This is a genomic window from Microbispora sp. ATCC PTA-5024, assembly GCF_000511135.2.
GTDB lineage: Bacteria > Actinomycetota > Actinomycetes > Streptosporangiales > Streptosporangiaceae > Microbispora > Microbispora corallina.
The window spans coordinates 21538-42433 of sequence record NZ_KI866522.1 but is presented as its reverse complement, the minus strand read 5'-3'; the positions used below and the strand labels follow the sequence as shown (position 1 = coordinate 42433).

19 protein-coding genes are annotated in these 20896 nt (G+C 71.6%); 3 read left to right on the top strand and 16 right to left on the bottom strand.

Annotated features, from left to right (window positions below; translation table 11 throughout):
* Nucleotides 1-47: 47 nt before the first annotated feature.
* The 12 genes from MPTA5024_RS00190 to uvrA all read right to left on the bottom strand — a co-directional run bounded on the left by MPTA5024_RS00190 (nt 48) and on the right by uvrA (nt 14089).
* Complete coding sequence (locus MPTA5024_RS00190; protein WP_036318484.1) at nt 48-587, bottom strand: hypothetical protein; 540 nt, start codon at nt 585-587, stop codon at nt 48-50.
* A 312-nt stretch (nt 588-899) separates the two neighbouring features.
* Nucleotides 900-1247: an RNA polymerase-binding protein RbpA gene (locus MPTA5024_RS00185; protein ID WP_084369337.1), complete on the bottom strand. Its 348-nt coding sequence runs from the start codon at nt 1245-1247 to the stop codon at nt 900-902.
* A gap of 75 nt (nt 1248-1322) precedes the next feature.
* Nucleotides 1323-1553, bottom strand: coding sequence for a preprotein translocase subunit SecG (gene secG, locus MPTA5024_RS00180; RefSeq protein ID WP_036318479.1), 231 nt, complete (start codon nt 1551-1553; stop codon nt 1323-1325).
* Nucleotides 1554-1672: 119 nt separating this feature from the next.
* On the bottom strand, nt 1673-2452 hold the full coding sequence (tpiA, locus tag MPTA5024_RS00175) for a triose-phosphate isomerase (protein ID WP_036318477.1): 780 nt from the start codon (nt 2450-2452) through the stop codon (nt 1673-1675).
* Entirely contained in the window at nt 2453-3640 is a 1188-nt protein-coding gene (locus MPTA5024_RS00170; RefSeq protein WP_036318475.1) for a phosphoglycerate kinase, read from the bottom strand.
* A complete protein-coding gene (gene gap, locus MPTA5024_RS00165; RefSeq protein WP_036322583.1) occupies nt 3640-4644 on the bottom strand; it encodes a type I glyceraldehyde-3-phosphate dehydrogenase in 1005 nt (334 codons plus the stop codon). Before gap ends, MPTA5024_RS00170 begins: the two co-directional genes overlap by 1 nt.
* A 256-nt stretch (nt 4645-4900) precedes the next feature.
* Nucleotides 4901-5881, bottom strand: a complete 981-nt coding sequence (gene whiA, locus MPTA5024_RS00160) for a DNA-binding protein WhiA (protein WP_036318474.1) — start codon at nt 5879-5881, stop codon at nt 4901-4903.
* 63 nt (nt 5882-5944) lie between these two features.
* Nucleotides 5945-6961: a gluconeogenesis factor YvcK family protein gene (locus tag MPTA5024_RS00155; RefSeq protein WP_084369336.1), complete on the bottom strand. Its 1017-nt coding sequence runs from the start codon at nt 6959-6961 to the stop codon at nt 5945-5947.
* 396 nt (nt 6962-7357) lie between these two features.
* Nucleotides 7358-8227 carry an RNase adapter RapZ gene (gene rapZ / locus MPTA5024_RS00150; RefSeq protein WP_036318472.1) on the bottom strand — a complete coding sequence of 290 codons (870 nt, stop codon included), beginning with the start codon at nt 8225-8227 and terminating at the stop codon, nt 7358-7360.
* Between the two features lie 169 nt (nt 8228-8396).
* Nucleotides 8397-10394 (bottom strand): excinuclease ABC subunit UvrC, encoded by a 1998-nt coding sequence (uvrC, locus tag MPTA5024_RS00145; RefSeq protein ID WP_036318470.1) that lies wholly within the window; start codon nt 10392-10394, stop codon nt 8397-8399.
* Nucleotides 10395-10628: 234 nt separating this feature from the next.
* Entirely contained in the window at nt 10629-11090 is a 462-nt protein-coding gene (locus MPTA5024_RS00140) for a Rieske (2Fe-2S) protein (protein ID WP_036318469.1), read from the bottom strand.
* 158 nt (nt 11091-11248) lie between these two features.
* The gene (uvrA, locus tag MPTA5024_RS00135; protein ID WP_036318467.1) at nt 11249-14089 is read right to left on the bottom strand and encodes an excinuclease ABC subunit UvrA; all 2841 of its coding nucleotides are present in this window, start codon (nt 14087-14089) and stop codon (nt 11249-11251) included.
* Between the two features lie 266 nt (nt 14090-14355).
* On the opposite strand from uvrA, the gene MPTA5024_RS00130 reads away from it, so the two are divergent.
* The 3 genes from MPTA5024_RS00130 to MPTA5024_RS00120 all read left to right on the top strand — a co-directional run bounded on the left by MPTA5024_RS00130 (nt 14356) and on the right by MPTA5024_RS00120 (nt 17368).
* Complete coding sequence (locus MPTA5024_RS00130) at nt 14356-15147, top strand: maleylpyruvate isomerase family mycothiol-dependent enzyme (RefSeq protein WP_051457551.1); 792 nt, start codon at nt 14356-14358, stop codon at nt 15145-15147.
* A gap of 30 nt (nt 15148-15177) precedes the next feature.
* On the top strand, nt 15178-15822 hold the full coding sequence (locus tag MPTA5024_RS00125; protein WP_036318465.1) for an MBL fold metallo-hydrolase: 645 nt from the start codon (nt 15178-15180) through the stop codon (nt 15820-15822).
* Nucleotides 15823-15994: 172 nt separating this feature from the next.
* A complete protein-coding gene (locus tag MPTA5024_RS00120) occupies nt 15995-17368 on the top strand; it encodes a GntT/GntP/DsdX family permease (protein ID WP_036318463.1) in 1374 nt (457 codons plus the stop codon).
* A gap of 27 nt (nt 17369-17395) precedes the next feature.
* Here MPTA5024_RS00120 and MPTA5024_RS00115 read toward each other — a convergent pair whose 3' ends face one another.
* The 4 genes from MPTA5024_RS00115 to MPTA5024_RS00100 form a co-directional block, all read right to left on the bottom strand.
* Entirely contained in the window at nt 17396-17692 is a 297-nt protein-coding gene (locus tag MPTA5024_RS00115; RefSeq protein WP_036318462.1) for a hypothetical protein, read from the bottom strand.
* Between the two features lie 102 nt (nt 17693-17794).
* Nucleotides 17795-18631: a CDP-diacylglycerol--serine O-phosphatidyltransferase gene (pssA, locus tag MPTA5024_RS00110; protein ID WP_036318460.1), complete on the bottom strand. Its 837-nt coding sequence runs from the start codon at nt 18629-18631 to the stop codon at nt 17795-17797.
* Nucleotides 18618-19292 (bottom strand): phosphatidylserine decarboxylase, encoded by a 675-nt coding sequence (locus MPTA5024_RS00105; RefSeq protein WP_442922010.1) that lies wholly within the window; start codon nt 19290-19292, stop codon nt 18618-18620. The genes pssA and MPTA5024_RS00105 overlap by 14 nt, the downstream gene beginning before the upstream one ends.
* Before the next feature lie 123 nt (nt 19293-19415).
* Complete coding sequence (locus MPTA5024_RS00100) at nt 19416-20396, bottom strand: TerC family protein (RefSeq protein ID WP_036318459.1); 981 nt, start codon at nt 20394-20396, stop codon at nt 19416-19418.
* Between the last annotated feature and the right edge of the window lie 500 nt (nt 20397-20896).

Below are 20896 nucleotides of genomic sequence, written 5' to 3'. Positions count from 1 at the left end.
CAGATCGCGCGCGCTCCCCGCCGTCTCGCCGTCCCGGCGGACGGCCCTCACCGCACCGCCTCCAGGCCGGCCTGGGCGAGGCCGTGACCGGCGCGCCGGACCCGGCCATCCGAGACGACCAGGACGGTGGGGAAGGCCGTGACGCCGAGGGCGTCCGCGAGCGGATGCCTCCCGTCGGCGTCCGCCACGTACGCGACCGGGGCGAAGTCCCGCACGTGCCCGGCACGCCCGGCCGCGCCGCCGGAGACGACCACGAGCGGCCTCGGCGCATCGGCCGGCAGGCCGGCGAGCGCGCGGCGCAGCCCGCCGGCGAGCTCCTCGCAGGCGGGGCAGTCGGTGGTGAGGAAGGCGAGGACGCGCTCGTCCTCGCCCCGCTCCCCCAGGTCGACGACGGCGCCGTCGACGGTGACCACCGGCGTCGGCGGCACCGGTGTGCCGGCTGCGGGCAGGACGGGGCCGCGGGCGGTGCGGCGGGAGACCACCTCGTACAGGTCCCGGCAGCGCCGGACGGCCAGCAGGGCGAGGGCGAGGGCGGCGAGCGCGAGAAGGGCGCTCAGCACCGTGACGGTCCACAGCAGCGCGTTCATGCCCGCATCCTCGGCCGCCAGGCCGCGTGAAACGGCGACCCGGAACGCGCGGCCGGCCGGGCTAGCGTGGCGGGTTAGGGGTGATCACGGCCCGTCCGCGTCCGCCCAGGCCGGCGGCCCGCGACCCGCCGACGGCCGCCTCCCCGCCCCTGCACCTTTCACCCACGCTCACCGGACCTCGGCACGGAGCCCGGGAAGCACGAGGCCCGGGAAACACGGAGCCCGGGAAACGCGGAGCCCGGGAAACGCGGAAGGCCCTCCCCGGAGATCCGGGGAGGGCCTTCGCGACGCCTGCCGTACGGCCTGGGCGACCTAGTAGATCGGGCGGGAGGAGGAGCGCAGCCGCTCCAGCGCCTCGGCGAGGATCTGCGCGCCGTCCTTGTCGCTGCGACGCTCCTTCACGTACGCGAGGTGCGTCTTGTACGGCTCGTTGCGCGGCGGAGCCGGCGGGCTGGACTGGTCCTGCCCCGCCGGCAGACCGCACCGCGGGCAGTCCCAGAACTCCGGGACGGGCGCGTCGCTGGCGAAGCTCGGGCGCGTCTCGTGCATGTTGGCGCACCAGAACGAGACCCGCACGCGGGGGGCTGCCTCGCCTCGCTCGGCCTCCCCCATGGGGCCCGCGCCGACTCGGCTGCCACGGATCGCGTTGCCACTACCCACCGAAGAACTCCTTGCTCGATCGCCCCGCGGACGGGGGGAGGTGAATCTCTGTCACGCGTCGCCGGGCGGCGCTCGCTACGGCTTGAGCAGCAGACCCAGCGCGATGATGCAGACGAACCAGACGACACCCGTGATGATGGTCAGCCGGTCCAGATTACGCTCCACCACCGACGAACCGCCGAAGGACGACGAGAAACCGCCGCCGAACAGGTCCGACAGGCCGCCGCCCTTGCCCTTGTGGAGCAGGACGAGCAGGACCATCAGGACGCTCGACAGGATGAGGGCGATGGAGATTCCGATTGTCACCGTAGACCTGTTCCTATGTCCGGGCGCGCGCGTCTCGCGCGATGCCATCGGCGTGACGATTCAATCTTGCTCTATGAGGGTACGACCTGTTGTCAAGTCGCACCCCCCAAACGGCCCAGCTAGCCGGAGATCTCGCCAAAGCGGCATATCTTGACGAACTCGCCCTGGTCGAGGCTGGCCCCTCCCACGAGAGCGCCGTCGACGTCGGGCTGCGCCATGATGCCGGCGATGTTGTCCGACTTGACCGAGCCTCCGTAAAGGATACGGATCGCGGCGGCAACCTCGCCGTCGTACAGCTCGGCGAGTCGCGTCCGGATCGCGCCGCACACCTCCTGGGCGTCCTTCGGCGTCGCGACCTCACCGGTGCCGATCGCCCACACCGGCTCGTACGCGATCACGATCGTCTTGGCCTGGTCGGCCGGGACCCCGTCGAGGGCGCCGTCGAGCTGCGCCACCGTGTGCTCGACGTGGCGGCTCTCCTGCCGCACCGGCAGGCGCTCGCCCACGCACAGGATGGGCGTGAGCGAGTGCCGGTAGGCCGCCTTGACCTTGGCGTTGCAGCTCGCCTCGTCCTCGTGGTGGTACTGACGGCGCTCCGAGTGCCCGACCAGCACGTACGTGCAGCCCAGCTTCGCCAGCATCCCCCCGGAGATCTCCGCGGTGTAGGCCCCGGCGTCGTGACGCGACAGGTCCTGCGCGCCGTACACGATGCGGAGCTTGTCGGCGTCGATGAGCGTCTGGACGCTGCGCAGGTCGGTGTACGGCGGGAGCACCGCCACCTCGACCGCGTCGTGGTCGCGGTCGGTGAGCGAGAACGCCAGCTTCTGCACCAGGTTGATGGCCTCGAGGTGGTTGAGGTTCATCTTCCAGTTGCCGGCGATCAGCGGCTTGCGGGCCATCTACTCCTCCAGCGCGGCGAGTCCGGGCAGCGTCTTGCCCTCGAGGTACTCGAGGCTGGCGCCGCCGCCGGTGGAAATGTGCGAGAAGCCGTCCTCGGGCAGGCCGAGCTGCCGCACGGCCGCGGCCGAGTCGCCGCCGCCGACCACGGTGAACGCGTCGGAGCGGACGAGGGCCTCGGCGACGGCGCGGGTGCCGCCGGAGAACGCCTCGAACTCGAACACGCCCATCGGGCCGTTCCAGAACACGGTCCGCGCGTCGGCCAGCTTGCCTGCGAACAGCTCGCGGGTCCGCGGGCCGATGTCCAGGCCCTCCCGGTCGGCCGGGATGGCGGTGGCGTCCACCACCTCGTGCGGCGCGTCGGCCGCGAAGTGGGTGGCGGCCAGCACGTCGACGGGGAGCACCAGGTCCACGCCCCGGGCGGCGGCCTCGTTCAGGAAGCCGCGGACCTGGTCGAGCTGGTCCTCCTGCAGCAGCGACTTGCCGACCTCGTGGCCCTGGGCCTTGAGGAAGGTGTACGCCATGCCGCCGCCGATGAGCAGCCGGTCGACCTTGGACAACAGGTTGGCGATGACGCCGAGCTTGTCGGAGACCTTCGCGCCGCCCAGGACCACGACGTACGGCCGGGCCGGGTCCTCGGTGAGCCGCTTGAGCACGTCGACCTCGGCCAGCACCAGGTCGCCCGCGGCGTGCGGGAGGCGCTTGGGCAGGTCGTAGACGCTCGCGTGCTTGCGGTGGACCGCGCCGAAGCCGTCGCCGACGTACAGCTCGGCCAGCGCGGCCAGCTTGTCGGCGAACTCGCCCCTGACGGCGTCGTCCTTGGACTCCTCGCCCGGCTCGAAGCGCAGGTTCTCCAGGAGGGCGACCTGCCCGTCCTGGAGTGCCTCGACCGTGCTCCTCGCCGAGTCGCCCACGACGTCGCTCGCGAACGCGACGTCCTCGCCGAGCAGCTCGGCCAGCCGCCGGGAGACCGGGGCGAGCGAGTACTTCGGCGTCGGGGACCCCTTCGGGCGGCCCAGGTGGGCGGCCACGACGACCTTGGCCCCCCGCTCGAGCAGCTTCTTGATCGTCGGCACCGACGCGCGGATGCGGCCGTCGTCGGTGATCGTCTCCCCGTCCAGGGGGACGTTGAGGTCGGCGCGCACGAAGACGCGCCGGCCCTTCACGTCGAGCTCGTCGATCCCGATCATCAGAGGGAGGCGCCCACGAACTCGATCAGGTCGGCGAGGCGGTTCGAGTAGCCCCACTCGTTGTCGTACCAGCCGACGGCCTTGACCTGGTTGCCGATGACCTTGGTCAGGCCGGCGTCGAAGATGCAGGACGACGGGTCGGTGACGATGTCGCTGGAGACGATCTCGTCCTCGGTGTAGCTGAGGTAACCCTTCAGCGCGCCCTCGGACGCGGCCTTGAGGGCGGCGTTGACCTCCTCGACCGAGGTCTCACGCTTGACCTCGACGGTCAGGTCGGTGGCCGAGCCCGTCGGGATCGGCACGCGCAGCGCGTAGCCGTCCAGCTTGCCCTTGAGCTCGGGGAGCACCAGGCCGATCGCCTTGGCGGCGCCGGTCGAGGTGGGGACGATGTTCAGGGCGGCGGCACGGGCGCGACGCAGGTCCTTGTGCGGGCCGTCCTGCAGGTTCTGGTCCTGCGTGTAGGCGTGGATGGTGGTCATCAGGCCCTTCTCGATGCCGAAGGTGTCGTTGATGACCTTGGCCATCGGGGCCAGGCAGTTGGTGGTGCAGGACGCGTTGGAGATGATCGTGTGAGCCGCCGGGTCGTAGATCTCGTGGTTCACGCCCATGACGATCGTCACGTCTTCGTTCTTCGCCGGGGCGGAGATGATGACCTTCTTGGCGCCGTTCTCGGCGTGCACCTTGGCCTTGGTGGCGTCGGTGAACAGGCCGGTCGACTCGACGACGACGTCCACGCCCAGGTCGCCCCAGGGCAGCTTGGCGGGGTCACGCTCGGCGAAGGCCTTGATCGCCTTGCCGTCGACCGTGATCTCGTCCGCCGAGGCCTTCACCTCGTACGGCAGGCGGCCCAGGATGCTGTCGTACTTCAGCAGGTGGGCGAGCGTGGCGTTGTCAGTAAGGTCGTTGACCGCGACGATCTCGATGTCCTTGCCGCTGGCCGCCACAGCGCGCCAGAAGTTGCGGCCGATACGGCCGAAGCCGTTGACGCCTACGCGGATGCTCACGGATCCGATCTCCTCGTACGTCGTGCGCCGGCACACCGGCGCCGTGGCTGAGTTAAACCTCAATGACAGACCTTATCGGACCCAAATTGGTGTAGACCAACGGGCCGCGCCTTCGCGGCGCGTCAGGTCAAACGGGGGCAACGCCCGCCCCGCGCTCCCCTCACGCCGCCCGCCGCCGGCCGCTCCCCCGGGATCCTCCGTACGGAGATCACGGCAGGCCGGCAGGGGCCGACATCAGTGTCGGCCAGGGACCGGGTTAAGGGGCCAGCATGTCGGCGGTGAGGTTGGCCTCGGTGTTGGCGATGCCAAGGTCCTGCGCGCGCTTGTCGGCCATGGCCAGCAGCCGCCGGATGCGCCCGGCGATCGCGTCCTTGGTGAGCGGCGGGTCGGCGATCTGGCCCAGCTCCTCCAGCGACGCCTGCTTGTGCTCCACCCGCAGCCGCCCGGCGACGACGAGATGCTCGGGCGCCTCGTCGCCCAGGATCTCCAGCGCCCGCTGCACCCGCGCTCCGGCCGCCACGGCGGCGCGGGCCGACCTGCGCAGGTTGGCGTCGTCGAAGTTGGCCAGGCGGTTGGCCGTGGCCCGCACCTCGCGGCGCATGCGCCGCTCCTCCCAGGCGAGCACGCTGTCGTGGGCGCCCAGGCGGGTCAGCAGCGCGCTGATCGCGTCGCCGTCGCGGACCACGACCCGGTCGACGCCGCGCACCTCACGGGCCTTGGCGTGGATCTTGAGCCGCCGGGCCGAGCCGACCAGCGCCAGCGCCGCCTCCGGCCCGGGGCAGGTGACCTCCAGCGACATCGAACGGCCGGGCTCGGTCAGCGAGCCGTGCGCGAGGAACGCCCCGCGCCAGGCCGCCTCCGCGTCGCAGGTGGCGCCCGACACCACCTGGCGGGGCAGGCCGCGCACCGGCCGCCCGTGGTTGTCGATCAGGCCGGTCTGCCGGGCCAGCGCCTCGCCGTCCTTGTAGACCCGTACGACGTACCGGGAGCCCTTGCGCAGGCCGGCGGGGGCGAGCACCAGTACCTCGGCCTTGTGGCCGAACACCTCGCCGATGTCCCGGATCAGCCGCCGGGCGGTGACGTTGGTGTCGAGCTCGGCCTCGATCACGATCCGCCCGCCGACCAGGTGCAGGCCGCTGGCGAACCGCAGCAGCGTCGACACCTCCGCCTTGCGGCAGCAAGGCTTGAGCACCGATAGGCGGCTCAGCTCGTCCTTCACCACACCCGTCATGGCCATCTGTGCGTGTCCTCCCCCAAACAGACTCTGCCCGCAAGTCTCTCGCACGTGGAGCGGGGGCAATCACCGCTTCTCGCGGAAAATCTCGTCCAGGACCGCGGCAAGTCGTGGTCCGTCGTGGCGTGCAGATCCGTCATAAGCGGCTACGTCCGCCACGACCAGACGCCCGCCGAGGGACCAGGCCGCCTTCTCCAGGGCCCTGAGGTCGCCCACCACGCTCGTGTCGGCGAGGACCGCGTCGATCAGCAGGGACGGCGAGTGCTCCCGCAGCACCTCCAGGTGCTTCTCCGGCGAGAAGCCGTCGGTCTCCCCCGGCTGCGGGGCGAGGTTGAGGACCACCATCCGCCGGGCGCTGGTGGCGTGCAGCGCCTCGGCCAGCTCGGGCACCTTGAGGTGCGGCAGCACGCTGGTGAACCACGAGCCGGGCCCGAACACCACCCAGTCGGCCTCCTCGACGGCCTCCACCGCCTCCCGGCAGGCCGGCGGGTCGGGCGGGAGCAGTGAGATCGACCGCACCCGGCCGGGGGTCAGCGCGCAGGCGACCTGGCCGCGCACGGTCGTGACGACGCCGTCCAGCTCGACCTCCGCCTGGAGGTCGAGGGGCACCGACGCCATCGGCAGCACCCGGCCGTGGGCGCCCAGCAGGCGGCCCACCCAGTCGAGGCCCGCCACCGGGTCGTCGAGCAGTTCCCACAGCGCGACGATGAGCAGGTTGCCCACTGCGTGGCCGTGCAGCTCCCCCTCGCTGCGGAAGCGGTGCTGGACCACCTCGCTCCACGTGGTGCCCCACTCGTCGTCGCCGCACAGCGCGGCGAGGGCCATCCGCAGGTCGCCGGGCGGCAGGACGCCCAGCTCACGCCTGAGGCGGCCGCTGGAGCCCCCGTCGTCGGCCACCGTGACGACGGCCGTGAGGTCGGTCGTGACGTTGCGCAGGGCCGACAGGGAGGCGTACAGGCCGTGGCCGCCGCCCAGCGCGACGACCTTGGGGGCGCGGCCGGCGTGAAGGGAGTTGCGCGGCGGCGCCGCGCCTCGGGGAGCCGGGGGGTGGTGGGGGGCCGGGGGCTCGGCGGGCTCCTTCATCGTCCTCCTCGCCTCGCCGCGAGCCCCGCGCCGCGGGGCCCCGGCGGGCTGTGTCGTGCTGATCGAGTACGGCGAGGACGGCGGGCTGGGGTGCCCGCGTCGTCGCCTGGCGGCCCGGGAAACCGGGCTGGGGGCGCTCCTCTGAAGGGGAGACGCCCGCAGGGGAACCGGCCCGGGGACGGCTCCGACATAGCGAGGCGCCGGAACCCGCCCGGACGGCCTCGGAGATGGTCCCGGCGCCACCGGGCCGCCGCCCGCCGTACGCGGAGGCGTCCCCGTCGCCGGCCCCCGCGCGGGCGGATCCGGGACCGTTCCCGATGCCGGGGCGGACCGGCAGCGGGCCGCAGGGGTACCCGCCCGTACCGCCGCCCGCGGGACGGCCGCCGGTCGCGGGCGTCACTCGCGGCCCACGTCCCGGTGGCTGACCTGGACGTCCATGCCGCGTTCGCGCAGGCGGGCGCCGAGTTGCTCGGCCATGGCGACGCTGCGGTGCTTGCCGCCGGTGCAGCCGACGGCGAGGGTGGCGTACCCCTTGCCCTCGCGGGTGTAGCCGGCGGCGACCACGCCGAAGACGTCCTCGTACCCGTCGAGGAACTCCTTGGCGCCCGGCTGCCCGAGCACGTAGTCGCGGACCGGGGCGTCGAGGCCGTTCATCGGGCGCAGCTCCGGCACCCAGTGGGGGTTGGGCAGGAACCGGCAGTCCACCACCATGTCGGCGTCGACCGGCAGGCCGTACTTGTAGCCGAACGACACCACGTTGACCTTGAGCCCGGGGCGGTCGTCGCCGCCGAAGAACGAGACGATCTTCTTGCGGAGCTCGTGCACGTTGAGCAGGGACGTGTCGATGACGAGGTCGGCGTTGGCCCGGATCTCCCGCAGGATCCCCCGTTCGCGGTCGATGCCGTCCACGAGGCGCCCGTCGCCCTGCAACGGGTGGGGGCGGCGCACGTTCTCGAACCTGCGGACCAGCTCCTCGTCGCTGGCCTCCAGGAACACCACCCGGACGCCGACGCCGCGGGCGACCAGCTCCTCGATCGCCGCGTTGAGGTCGGTCGTGAACGCGAGGCTGCGCACGTCGACCACGGCCGCCACCCGGTCGGTGGCCATGTTGACCCTGCCCGCCTCCTCGGCGAGCGAGGACAGCAGCCCGGGCGGCAGGTTGTCGATGACGAACCAGCCGAGATCCTCCAGGGCCTTCGCGGCCGTGCTGCGCCCGGCCCCCGACATGCCCGTGACAACAACGAACGCCGGCTCGTTGGTGCTCATCGCCCGCTCACCGCCCTGCTCGACATCGGCGACATCGGCGGCACCGCCACACCCGCGGGCGGCGCGCTCCCATTCGTATGCGGCGCGCTCCGCCCCGGAGCAGCGCCTACGTGCCGGAGCATGTCATCTGTGCCCTGCTCCCCGCCACCGGCACGCCGCATCGTAAGGGTCATGACCCCTGCCCGGCGGGGGAGGGACTCTCGCCGCGAAGGACGGCCACGATGGCCTCGGCGGTCGACGGGCCGATGCCGGGCACCGCGCAGATCTCCTCGGCCGTCGCCTCGCGCAGCCGCTTCACCGACCCGAAGTGGCGCAGCAGCGCCTGGCGGCGGGCCGGTCCGAGCCCGGGAACCTGGTCGAGCGCGCTCTCCTTGAGGCTCTTCGACCGCTTCGCCCGGTGGAAGTTGATCGCGAACCGGTGGGCCTCGTCGCGGACGCGCTGTAAGAGATAGAGGCCCTCGCTCGCGCGGGGCAGGATGACCGGCTGGTCGTCGCCCGGGAGCCAGACCTCCTCCAGCCGCTTGGCCAGCCCGCACACGGCGACGTCGTCGATGCCGAGCTCGTCGAGGGCGCGCTGCGCGGCCGCCGCCTGCGCGGGGCCGCCGTCCACCACGACGAGATTGGGCGGGTACGCGAACTTGCGCGGCCGGCCCGTCTCCGGGTCGATCGGCATGCCCGCGCCGGGGTCGGCCTGCGGGGCGCCGTTCAGGCCGCCGCCCGGCCCGTCGCCGTTCTCGCCCAGGTCGCCGGTGACGGACTCGCCGTCGAGCTCCCCGGTGGCCACGCGCTCCTCGAGGTAGCGCTTGAAGCGGCGGCAGATCACCTCGTAGATCGAGGCGACGTCGCCGTCGCCGCTCCTGATGGAGAACCGGCGGTACTCGCTCTTGCGGGCGAGGCCGTCCTCGAAGACGACCATGGACGCCACGACGTTGGAGCCCTGGATGTGCGAGACGTCGTAGCACTCGATGCGGAGCGGGGCCTGGTCGAGGTCGAGGGCGTCGGCGATCTCCTGGAGGGCGCGGCTGCGGGTGGTGAGGTCGCTCGCGCGGCGCAGCTTGTGCTGGGCCAGGGACTCCTTCGCGTTGCGCTCGACCGTCTCCATCAGGCTCTTCTTGTCCCCGCGCTGCGGCACGCGCAGGTCGACGCGGGCGCCGCGCTGCTCGCTCAGCAGCTCGATCACCGCGTCGGTCTCCGGGGGCAGGGCCGGGACGAGGATCTCCTTGGGGATGGCGGCCTCGCCGTACATCTGGAGCAGGAAGTGCTCGACGAGCTCGCCCGGGGCGGCCTCCTCCACCTTGTCGACCACCCAGCCGCGCTGCCCGCGGATGCGCCCGCCGCGCACGTAGAAGACCTGGACGGCCGCCTCCAGCGGGTCCTCCGCGAGGGCGATGACGTCGCAGTCGGTGCCGTCGCCGAGGACGACCGTCTGCTTCTCCAGCGCCCGCTGCAGGGCCTGGACGTCGTCGCGCAGCCGGGCCGCCCGCTCGTACTCCTCCACGGCCGCCGCCTCGCGCATCTCGCGCTCGAGCCGCTTGATGAACCGGCCGGTGTTGCCGGACATGAAGTCGCAGAAGTCCTCGGCGAGGGCCCGGTGCTCCTCCGGGCTGACACGGCCGACGCAGGGCGCCGCGCACTTGTCGATGTAGCCGAGCAGGCAGGGCCGGCCGATCTGCCCGGCCCGCTTGAACACCCCGGCCGAGCAGGTGCGCACGGGGAACACGCGCAGGAGCAGGTCGACCGTCTCCCTGATGGCCCAGGCGTGGGAGTACGGGCCGAAGTATCGGGTGCCCTTGCGCTTGGCGCCCCGCAACACCTGGACCCGGGGGAAGTCGTCCCCCATCGTCACGGCCAGGAAGGGGTACGACTTGTCGTCCCGGTACTTCACGTTGAACCGGGGGTCGAACTCCTTGATCCACGAGTATTCGAGCTGGAGCGCCTCGACCTCGGTGTTGACCACCGTCCAGTCGACGGAGGCGGCGCTCGTCAGCATCGTCTGGGTCCGCGGGTGCAGCCCGGCGAAGTCGGCGAAGTAGGAGTTCAGCCGCTGGCGCAGGCTCTTCGCCTTGCCCACGTAGATCACCCGGCCGCCCGGGTCGCGGAAGCGATAGACGCCTGGCGATTCGGGAATCGATCCGGGCGCCGGTCGGTAGGTTGCCGGATCCGCCACAACTGCAAGCCTACTTGGCCCGACCGACAGTCCGGCCGCCGACGATCACGATCCGGCGGTGACCGGTCGTGCCGAGGAGACGCGGAGACGCGGAGACGCGGAGACGCGGAGACGCGGAGACGCGGAGACGCGGACGCCCCCGGCCGCCGATCGAGGGGCTGGGGGCGTCACCGCGTGGGTCGCGTCCCGTGGATCCGCCGGAGTCGCCTCGCGACGGCGGAGTCCGCGGCGCGCCTACGCCAGGCTGATGCTGTCGCCGTTCACCGTGATCTTCTTCTCGGCGAGCGGCTGCGTGGCCGGGCCGTTGGCGACCGAGCCGTCCTTGGCGCTGAACTTGCTGCCGTGGCAGGGGCAGTTGATCGTGCCGTTGGAGACGCTGCCCACCGTGCAGCCCTGGTGGGTGCAGACGGCGCTGAACGCCTTGAAGTCGCCGGCCGTGGGCTGCACGATGACGATCTTCTGGTCCTCCAGCACCTTGCCGCCGCCGACGGGCACGTCCGACGTCTTGGCGATCGCGTCGCCGCCGCCCCCGCCGCCGCCCTCCGCCGTGGTGGCGGTGGAGTCCGCGGTGGCCTGGTCGGCCGCGGGCACCGCCTGGGAATCGCCGGAGCTGTATCCGGCGCAGGCCGTCAGCGCCACGGCCAGGCCGGCCCCTCCCGCACCGAAGATCACAGCGCGGCGTGTCGTATCCGTCATGCTCGTCCTTCCCTCCACGGCCGGCCCGGGCGCCTGCGCCCGATCCGCACCGCTATGCGTCACCTATGTCGTTAGGTACGGCTCTCGCCGCCATGCTGGTTCAGCATGATGCAGGGAAGGCCATAAAACTGCGGATAAATACGCACTGGACGCCCAGGTCACAGGCCGAGGATCTTCTCGAGGAAGCGGCCGGTGTGGCTCTCCTCCACCCGGGCGACCTCCTCCGGCGTCCCGGTGGCGACGAGCCTGCCGCCCCGCGAGCCGCCCTCGGGGCCCATGTCGATGACCCAGTCGGCTGTCTTGATCACGTCGAGGTTGTGCTCGATCACGATCACGGTGTTCCCCGCGTCGACGAGCCGGTTGAGCACGCCGAGGAGCCGGCGGATGTCCTCGAAGTGGAGACCGGTCGTCGGCTCGTCGAGGACGTAGACCGTCCGCCCGGTCGACCGCCGCTGAAGCTCGGAGGCCAGCTTGACGCGCTGGGCCTCGCCGCCGGACAGCGTCGTGGCCGGCTGCCCGAGCCTGACGTACCCGAGGCCGACGTCGTTGAGCGTCTGCAGGTGGCGCCGGATCGCGGGGATCGCGTCGAAGAACTCCAGCGCCTCCTCGATCGGCATGTCGAGGACCTCGGAGATCGTCTTGCCCTTGTAGTGGACCTCCAGCGTCTCCCGGTTGTAGCGGGCGCCGTGGCACACCTCGCAGGGGACGTAGACGTCCGGCAGGAAGTTCATTTCGATCTTGATGGTGCCGTCGCCCGAGCAGGCCTCGCAGCGGCCGCCCTTGACGTTGAAGCTGAACCGGCCGGGCAGGTAGCCGCGCACCTTCGCCTCGGTCGTGGCCGCGAACAGCTTCCGCACGTGGTCGAACACGCCGGTGTAGGTGGCCGGGTTGGACCGGGGCGTGCGGCCGATCGGCGACTGGTCGACGTGGACGACCTTGTCGACCAGGTCGGTGCCGAGCACCCGTGAGTGCCGCCCGGGCACGGTGCGGGCGCCGTTCAGCTCCTTGGCGAGCGCGCTGTAGAGGATGTCGTTGACCAGGGTCGACTTGCCCGAGCCCGAGACGCCGGTCACCGCGGTGAACACGCCGAGCGGGAACTCCACGTCGACGCCGGTCAGGTTGTGCTCCCGCGCGCCCTTGACCACGAGCTGGCGCTTGCGGTCCCGCTTGCGCCGCGAGGCGGGCACGACGATCGACTTGCGGCCCGACAGGTAGGCGCCGGTGAGCGACTGCTCACTGGCCAGCAGCTCCTTGACCGTGCCGGACACGACGACCTGGCCGCCGTGCTCGCCCGCGCCGGGGCCGATGTCGACCACCCAGTCGGCGGCCGCGATCGTGTCCTCGTCGTGCTCGACCACGATCAGCGTGTTGCCCATGTCGCGCAGCCGGATCAGGGTCTCCAGCAGCCGCATGTTGTCGCGCTGGTGGAGGCCGATGGACGGCTCGTCCAGGACGTAGAGCACGCCGACCAGGCCGGAGCCGATCTGGGTGGCCAGCCGGATCCGCTGCGCCTCGCCGCCGGCGAGCGTGCCGGCCGCGCGGTCGAGGGTGAGGTAGTCGAGGCCCACGTCGAGCAGGAAGCCGAGCCGGGCGTTGATCTCCTTGACCACGCGCTCGGCGATGTGCATGTCGCGGTCGGACAGCTTGAGCCCCGACAGGAAGGCCGCGCACTCGCCGATCGACATGGCGGACACGCCGGCGATCGAGGCGTCCCCGACCGTGACCGCGAGGGAGACGGGCTTGAGCCGGCGGCCGCGGCATGCCGGGCAGGGCACCTCGCGCATGAAGCCCTCGAACCGCTCCCGGCTGCTGTCGCTCTCCGCCTCGGCGTGGCGGCGCTGCACCCACGGGATGACGCCCTCGAACGTCGTGTAGTAGGAGCGCTGCCGGCCGTACCTGTTGCTGTAGCGGATGTGCACCTGCTCGTCGTGGCCGTGCAGGATCGCCTTCTGGGCCTTCTTGGACAGCCGCTCCCACGGCGTGTCGAGGTCGAAGCCGAGCGCGTGGCCCAGCGCCTCGATGAGCCGGATGAAGTAGTCGCTGGTGTGCCCGTTCGCCCAGGGGCTGATCGCGCCGTCGCCCAGCGTGCGCTCGGGGTCGGGCACGACGAGCTCGGGGTCGACCTCCATGCGGGTGCCGAGGCCCGTGCACTCGGGGCAGGCGCCGAACGGCGAGTTGAACGAGAACGACCGGGGCTCCAGCTCCTCGAACGACAGGTCGTCGTACGGGCAGTAGAGGTGCTCGGAGTAGAACCGCTCCCGGTTGGGGTCGCCCTCGGGCAGGTCGACGAAGTCGAGCGTGATCGTGCCGCCGGACAGCTGCAGGGCGGTCTCGACCGAGTCGGTCAGCCGCCGCCGGGCGCTCTCCTTGACGGCGAGCCGGTCGACGATGACCTCGATGTCGTGCTTCTCGTACTTCTTGAGGGCGGGCGGCTCCTCCAGCCGGACCACCGTGCCGTCCACCCTGGCCCGGGCGAAGCCCTTGGTCTGCAGCTCGCGGAACAGCTCGGCGTACTCCCCCTTGCGGCCGCGGATCACCGGCGCGAGCACCTGGAACCGGGTGCCCTCCTCCAGCTCCAGGACGCGGTCGACGATCTGCTGCGGGGTCTGCCGGGCGATCGGGCGGGCGCACTGGGGGCAGTGGGGCTTTCCGATCCGGGCCCACAGGAGACGGAGGTAGTCGTAGACCTCGGTGATGGTGCCGACGGTCGACCGCGGGTTCCGGCTGGTCGACTTCTGGTCGATGGAGACGGCCGGGGACAGGCCCTCGATGAAGTCGACGTCGGGCTTGTCCATCTGGCCGAGGAACTGCCGGGCGTACGCCGACAGGGACTCGACGTAACGCCGCTGACCCTCGGCGAAGATCGTGTCGAAGGCCAGGCTCGACTTGCCGGAGCCCGAGAGCCCGGTGAAGACGATCAGAGCGTCTCGCGGCAGGTCCAGCGAGACGTCCTTCAGGTTGTGCTCACGTGCGCCACGCACGATCAGGCGGTCAGCCACGGTGGTCCCGATAGGTCGATGGTGTGAATGGAGGTGCTTGGGCAGGCTATCCAGAGCCACCGACAATTTCGGGGGCATCGTCCGGCGGCCGGGGCGGGGCCGGGTGTCTCGACCCGTCTCGACGGTCACGCCCCCGCTCTTTCAGGGTATGGCTTCCGTCAAACCCGCGCCCGCCGTCCGGTGGAAACCCCTGCTTGTAGAACCGCCCGCCGCCGCGCGGTCTTCCCGGTCGCCGCGCGCCGGGGCCGCTGGTCCATGATTGCCTCATGTCGGTGATGGAGGACTACCGCGCCGAGCTGGCCGCGTCCACCGAGCGGCTGCTGGAGACGGCGGCCGGGCTCGACGACGAGGACGTGCGCGCGCCGTCGCTGCTGCCCGGGTGGACCATCGGGCACGTGCTCGCCCACGTCGCCCGGAACGGGGACAGCTACGTCAACCTGCTCACGTGGGCGAGGACCGGCGTGCGCACGCCGCAGTACCCGTCGCTCGACGCGCGTGAGGCCGCGATCGCGGCGGGAGCCGTACGGCCGGTCCGGGAGCTGGTGGACGACCTGCGGATGAGCGCCGAGCGGCTCGAGCGGGCGATCGAGAGCACGCCTCCGTCGGCCTGGCGGGCGACCGTGAGCGCGATGCGCCCGCCGCCGCACCCGGCCTGGTATGTCCCGATGCGGCGGCTGCGGGAGGTGGAGGTGCACCACTCCGACCTCGGCACGGGGTACGGCTGGCGCGACTGGCCGGACGCGTACGTCCGCTGGGACCTGTACGACACCATGCTCTCCTGGCCGTACGGCCGGGGCCCGGTGAGCGAGATCGTCGCCCGGGAGCCGGCGCCGCCGGGCTCGCCCGAGGGCTCCTCCGGCGTCCGGGTGTGGCGCGGCCTCGGCGACGGCCCGTCCGTGGAGGGGGCGCCGCGGGAGCTGCTCGCCTGGCTGACCGGCCGTTCGGCGGGCCAGGGCCTCAGCATCCGGCCGCCCGAGCCGCCGCCGTGGCTGGCGCTGCCGGCGCCACCCGGCCTGCCGTCCGAGCCCCCGTCGTCCTGGCCCCCGGCCGATGACTAGCGTTACCCCTTGAGAGATATGGGGAGGACCATGAGCTACACCGGAGACGTCACGAGGGGCGGCCCCGCCGACGTCCGGGAGCTTCCCGGGCTGACGATCTCGAAGATCGAGGTCGGCGACTTCGCCAACAACGCCTACCTGCTGCGCTGCACCGAGACCGGCGACGGCCTGCTGATCGACGCGGCCGCCGAGCCGGACCGGCTGCTGGAGCTGATCGGAGACATGCCGATCAGCTCGATCGTCACCACCCACCGGCACCTCGACCACTGGGGCGCCCTGAAGGACGTCGCCCAGGCGACCGGCGCCCAGGTGGTGGCCCATCCGCTCGACGCCCCCGAGCTGCCGGTCCCGGTCAGCCGGGAGGTCGGGCACGGCGACCGGGTCACGGTGGGCGTCGTCACGCTCGACGTCATCCACCTGCGCGGCCACACGCCGGGGTCGATCGCGCTGCTGTACCAGGACCGCCACCTGTTCACCGGGGACTCCCTGTTCCCCGGCGGCGTCGGGAACACCGAGAAGGACCCGGCCCGGTTCGAGCAGCTCTACACCGACGTCGTGGAACGGATCTTCGACCGGCTGCCCGACGAGACGTGGGTGTACCCCGGCCACGGCCGCGACACCACGCTGGGCGCCGAGCGCCCGGCCCTGCCGGAGTGGAAGGCCCGCGGGTGGTGAACGGCCCCACCCGGTGAGCACGCCCCGGCCGGCGGGCGGGGACACAGCCGGCCGGGCGCGCGGCGGGAAGGCGGGCCGAGACGGCCGGCGACGCAATGAGGGCGCGCATCTGGTGATTTGACGTTTTTTCCGGGCAGCGGCACCGGCACGGATTCGTCGGAGGAGCCCCCGGATGACCCCCCTCGCGAGCGCGGCCGCCGCCTGGAGCGGCCACGACACCCGGCTGATCGTGGCCGCCCTTGCGGGCATCGCCGTCATCGTGGTGCTGATCACCAAGCTGAAGGTCCACCCGTTCCTCGCGCTCGCGCTGGGCTCGGGCGTGCTCGGCCTGGTGGCCGGCATGCCGTTCGCCAAGCTGATCGACAGCTTCTCGACGGGTCTCGGGACGACCGTCGCCGGCGTCGGCGTGCTGATCGCGCTCGGCGCCATGCTGGGCAAGCTGCTGGCGGACTCGGGCGGGGCGGACGAGATCGTGGACGGCATCCTGCGCCGCAGCGGCGAGCGGGCCCTGCCGTGGGCGATGACGCTCATCGCCGTGCTGATCGGCCTGCCGATGTTCTTCGAGATCGGGCTGGTCCTGCTGATCCCGGTCGTGCTGCTGGTGGCCCGGCGCGGTTCGCGGCCGGTGATGCTGGTGGCGGTGCCCGCCCTGGCCGGCCTGTCGGTGCTGCACGGCCTCGTCCCCCCGCATCCGGGTCCGCTGGTCGCGATCAGCACGCTCAAGGCCGACCTCGGCATCACGCTGGGCCTGGGCCTGCTGGTCGCCGTCCCGACCGTGATCGTGGCGGGGCCGCTGTTCGGCCGGTTCGCCGCCCGCTGGGTGGACGCCGTTCCGCCCGAGCGCCTCGTCCCCGAGGCGAGGGACGGCGCGACCGAGCGGCGGCCGGGGTTCGGCGTGACGCTGGCCACGATCCTGCTGCCGGTGGTGCTCATGCTGGGCCGGGCCGTGGCCGAGATCGCACTGCCGGACGGCAACGGCGTCCGGGCCGTGCTCGACGTGCTCGGCACACCGCTGCTCGCGCTGCTGGTCGCGGTGGTCGTGGCGATGTTCACGCTCGGGCGGGCCGCCGGGTTCGGCCGCGACCGGATCTCCTCCGTGATCGCGGACGCGCTGCCGCCGATCGCCGGGATCCTGCTCATCGTGGGAGCCGGCGGCGGTTTCAAGCAGACGCTCGTGGACTCGGGCGTCGGCAAGGTGATCAGCCAGGCGGCTCAGGGCGCCCACGTGCCGGTGCTGGTGCTGGGATGGCTGATCGCCGTCGGCATCCGGCTGGCCACCGGCTCGGCCACCGTCGCGACGATCTCCGCAGCCGGCATCGCCGCTCCGCTGGCGGCCGGGCTGAGCCCCGCGCACCTCGCCCTGCTCGTGCTGGCGATCGGCTCGGGCTCGCTGTTCTTCTCCCACGTGAACGACGCGGGGTTCTGGCTGGTCAAGGAGTATCTGGGGATGACCGTCGGGCAGACCATCCGGAGCTGGTCGGTCATGGAGACGATCATCTCGGTGGTGTCGTTCGCCTGCGTGCTCCTGCTCGGCCTGGTCGTCTGACCGGACCGGCTTCGAGCGGACGCGGGGTCAGGCCTCGCCGAGGCTGGGATGCGGCCGGGGGTCGCCCGTGGTGAAGACCTTCACGATGCGGTCGGCCGCGGCGGCCGGCTCGTCGGCGCTCTCCACCACGTCGCCCCAGGACCAGCGGTAGAACCAGCCGTCGGACATGGCCACGCAGTCGACCGTCTCGCTGAACAGCGCCGCGTCGGGGTCGCGCACCTTGAGTGAGGGCGGGTCGGGGCGCAGCGACGCCTCCAGCCCGCGGATCTCCAGCTCGCGTGCGAGCTTGCCGAGGAAATACGTCCGGGTGTGCTCACGAGGCATGTCGACCAGGGCTCCGTCTTTGGACTAGGCGTTCTCCAGATGAGGTGGCCGGGCCCAGGACGAGGGGCCCCGCCGATCGGGGCCCCTGTCCGCTCACCGACGTCAGCCCACGTTCATCGAGCGTCGTTCCCTGCGCTGCTGCTTTTTGAACATGAGAACGCGCAACGGGATGGCCGAGACGATGGCGATCTGCATGGTCGCGCCTACGGTGATCAGCTGGTCGCCCCCGGCGAGACGGGCCGCCCAGATCGTCAGGCAGGCCACGTTGATCATCATCCAGGCGAGCACGACGGCGGCCAGGTTGCCCTTCGGCTTCGGGTACTCGATGCGGCTCACCATCAGCCACGCCACCGCGACGATGCCCGCGATGGTGAAGTAGCTCGGCTGGAAGAGCAGCACGATCGACACGACGGTCATGGCGCCCATCGGGATCGGCAGGCCCATGAAGTCGCCGCTCTTCGTCTTCACGCAGGCGAAGCGGGCCAGCCGCACGACGCCGGCGAGCAGGATCGACCCGGCCGCGAACAGCACGAGCAGCAGCGGGAGCCGCCCGGAGAACCCGCCCCACACCACGACCATGAACGCCGGGGCGAAGCCGAAGCTGATCACGTCGGCCAGGTTGTCGAGCTCGGCGCCCATGGCGGACGCGCGGAACTTCCTGGCCACCAGGCCGTCGAACAGGTCGCAGGTCGCGCCGACGAGCAGCAGGACCACGGCCGTCCCGAAGAAGCGGGGGTCGGGCTCGAACTTGTGGCTCGACTGGAGGTCGGTGATCGCCGACCAGGCGAGCACGCAGACCGCGAGGAAGCCGCTGAGCGCGTTGCCGAGCGACAGGGAGTCGGCGGCCGACAGGCGGAACGCCTTGCCGACCGGGCCGCGCGGCTCGTCCGACTCCTCCACCGGCCAGACGGCGTCGGCGCCGAGATCAGATGTGGTCAAGGCGTGTCACCCCCGCGGTCGTGCGCTGGCCGACGGTGACCGCGGGGGCCACCCCTTCGGGCAGGTAGACGTCCACCCGGGAACCGAGCCGGATCAGGCCGATCCGCTCGCCCTGCCGCACCTTCGCTCCCGCCGCGAGGTACGGCACGATGCGGCGGGCGACGGCGCCCGCGATCTGCACGAGTTCGATGTCGCCGAGAGCCGTGTCGAAGTGCCAGACCACGCGCTCGTTCTTGTCGCTGTCCTTGTTGAACGCCGGGGCGAACCCGCCCGCCACGTGCTCCACGGAGGTCACCGCGCCGGCCGCCGGAGCCCGGTTGACGTGGACGTTCAGGGGGCTCATGAAGATCGCCACCCTCGTCCGGCCGTCCGGCCACGGGTCGATGCTCTGCACCACGCCGTCCGCCGGCGAGATGAGCCGGCCCTCGCCGGGCACGCGCTCGGGGTCGCGGAAGAACCAGAGCATCCCCCCGGTGAGCGCGGTGAGCGGCACCGCCGCCAGCGCCCAGCGGGACGACCTGCGCGTGAGGAGCGTGGTCACGGCCGCCGCAGCGGCGGCCGGGGCCAGCCACGGCGAGACCCCCCGCGCGAGCCGGATGCGGCCCCGGGAACTTGCCGCGTACCCGGAGCCGGGGTCGCGGGGCAACGAATCGTTGGACACAGGGAACCTTTGTACTCGGAAGGCGACTATGGACCGGAATGCGCGTTAGCGATCGATGTTACCGATTCCACGGTCATCGCACGGCACAAACGAGACAAGCAAACAGGGTCATTGCCCGTTTCGCTAGCCCTGCGAGGCTTCCGCCGGAGCGACCACCTCGTCACGGCTGCGGGCTTTGAGCAGGCTCGCGATGGTCGTCACGGCCATCGTGGCGGCGATGACCGTCAGCGACACCCAGATGGGAATCTGGGGAGCCCATGACACCTGGTTCTCGTGCAACTGCTCAACAATGAGCTTAACCCCGATGAAACCGAGGATGAACGCGAGCCCGTAGCTGATGTAGACCAGGCGCTGCAGCAGGCCGCCCAGCAGGAAGTAGAGCTGACGCAGTCCCATCAGGGCGAACGCGTTGGCCGAGAAGACGATGAACGCGTCCTTCGTGAGCCCGAAGATGGCCGGGATCGAGTCGAGCGCGAACAGCAGGTCGGTGGTCCCGATGGCGATCATCACGATGAGCATCGGGGTGACCATGCGCCTGCCGTCGACCCGTACCGTGACCCGTGAGCCGACGTAGTCGGAGGTGGTCGGGAACAGCCGGCGCGCCCAGCGCAGCAGCAGGTTCTCGGTGAACTCCTCCTCGCCCTTGCCGTGGTCGCGGATCAGCGTGTACGCGGTGTAGACGAGGAAGACCCCGAAGACGTAGAACAGCCAGCTGAAGCGGGTGAGCGCGGCGGCGCCGATGGCGATGAAGACGCCGCGCATGACGAGCGCGAGCACGATGCCCACCAGCAGGACCTTGTGCTGGTAGATCCGCGGCACCCCGAACCGCGACATGATGATGAAGAAGACGAACAAGTTGTCGATACTGAGGCTGTACTCGGTCAGATAGCCGCCGAAGAACTCCCCTCCCGCCTGGCCACCCGCCCAGATGCTCAAGGCCACGCCGAACAGCACGGCGAGGCAGACGTAGAAGCCGACCCAGATGCCCGCCTGCCGCACGGAGAACTCCCGTGGCTCACCACGGTCCACGATCCACAGGTCGACGGCGACCACGACCATCAGTCCCAGAATGACGGCCAGCCAGACCCACAGGGGAAAATTCATGTCCAAACCCTCCGGCACGCGCGTCGAACACACTGCCGGAGGTCTCTCCCGCCCGCACACGCCGTGGCGGACCGCCAGCCCCGGGCGCAACGCCGTGATGACGGGACTGTCGCGAAGGGATACTCCCCCCCAACTCGTCCAGTATATGGATCAGGGTTAGCCTCACCTAATCCCTGGCAGAAATCCGTCGACCGGCCCGGCCGGCTTCGCGATCATCCAGGCGCCCAACACGGAGATGTATCCCATTGGCGGCTCAACTGTCACCCTCAGGACAGGCTGCCGGGACCGGCCGGGCAGGAGATTCGGTCCTCGGTCCCGGCCCGCCGGCCCGACCGTTATGTCCCGTTCACCCACGCGTCCCCGGGCCGCCGAGGGGCTCCGGGACCGCGGAGCGTCAGACCTCGCCGTCGCCCGGCGGCAGGCCGTACGCGTCGAGGACCGCGGCGACCGCCTCGGCCTCGCCCGCGAGCCCGGCCCCGCGCCGGGCGGCGGCGCCGGCG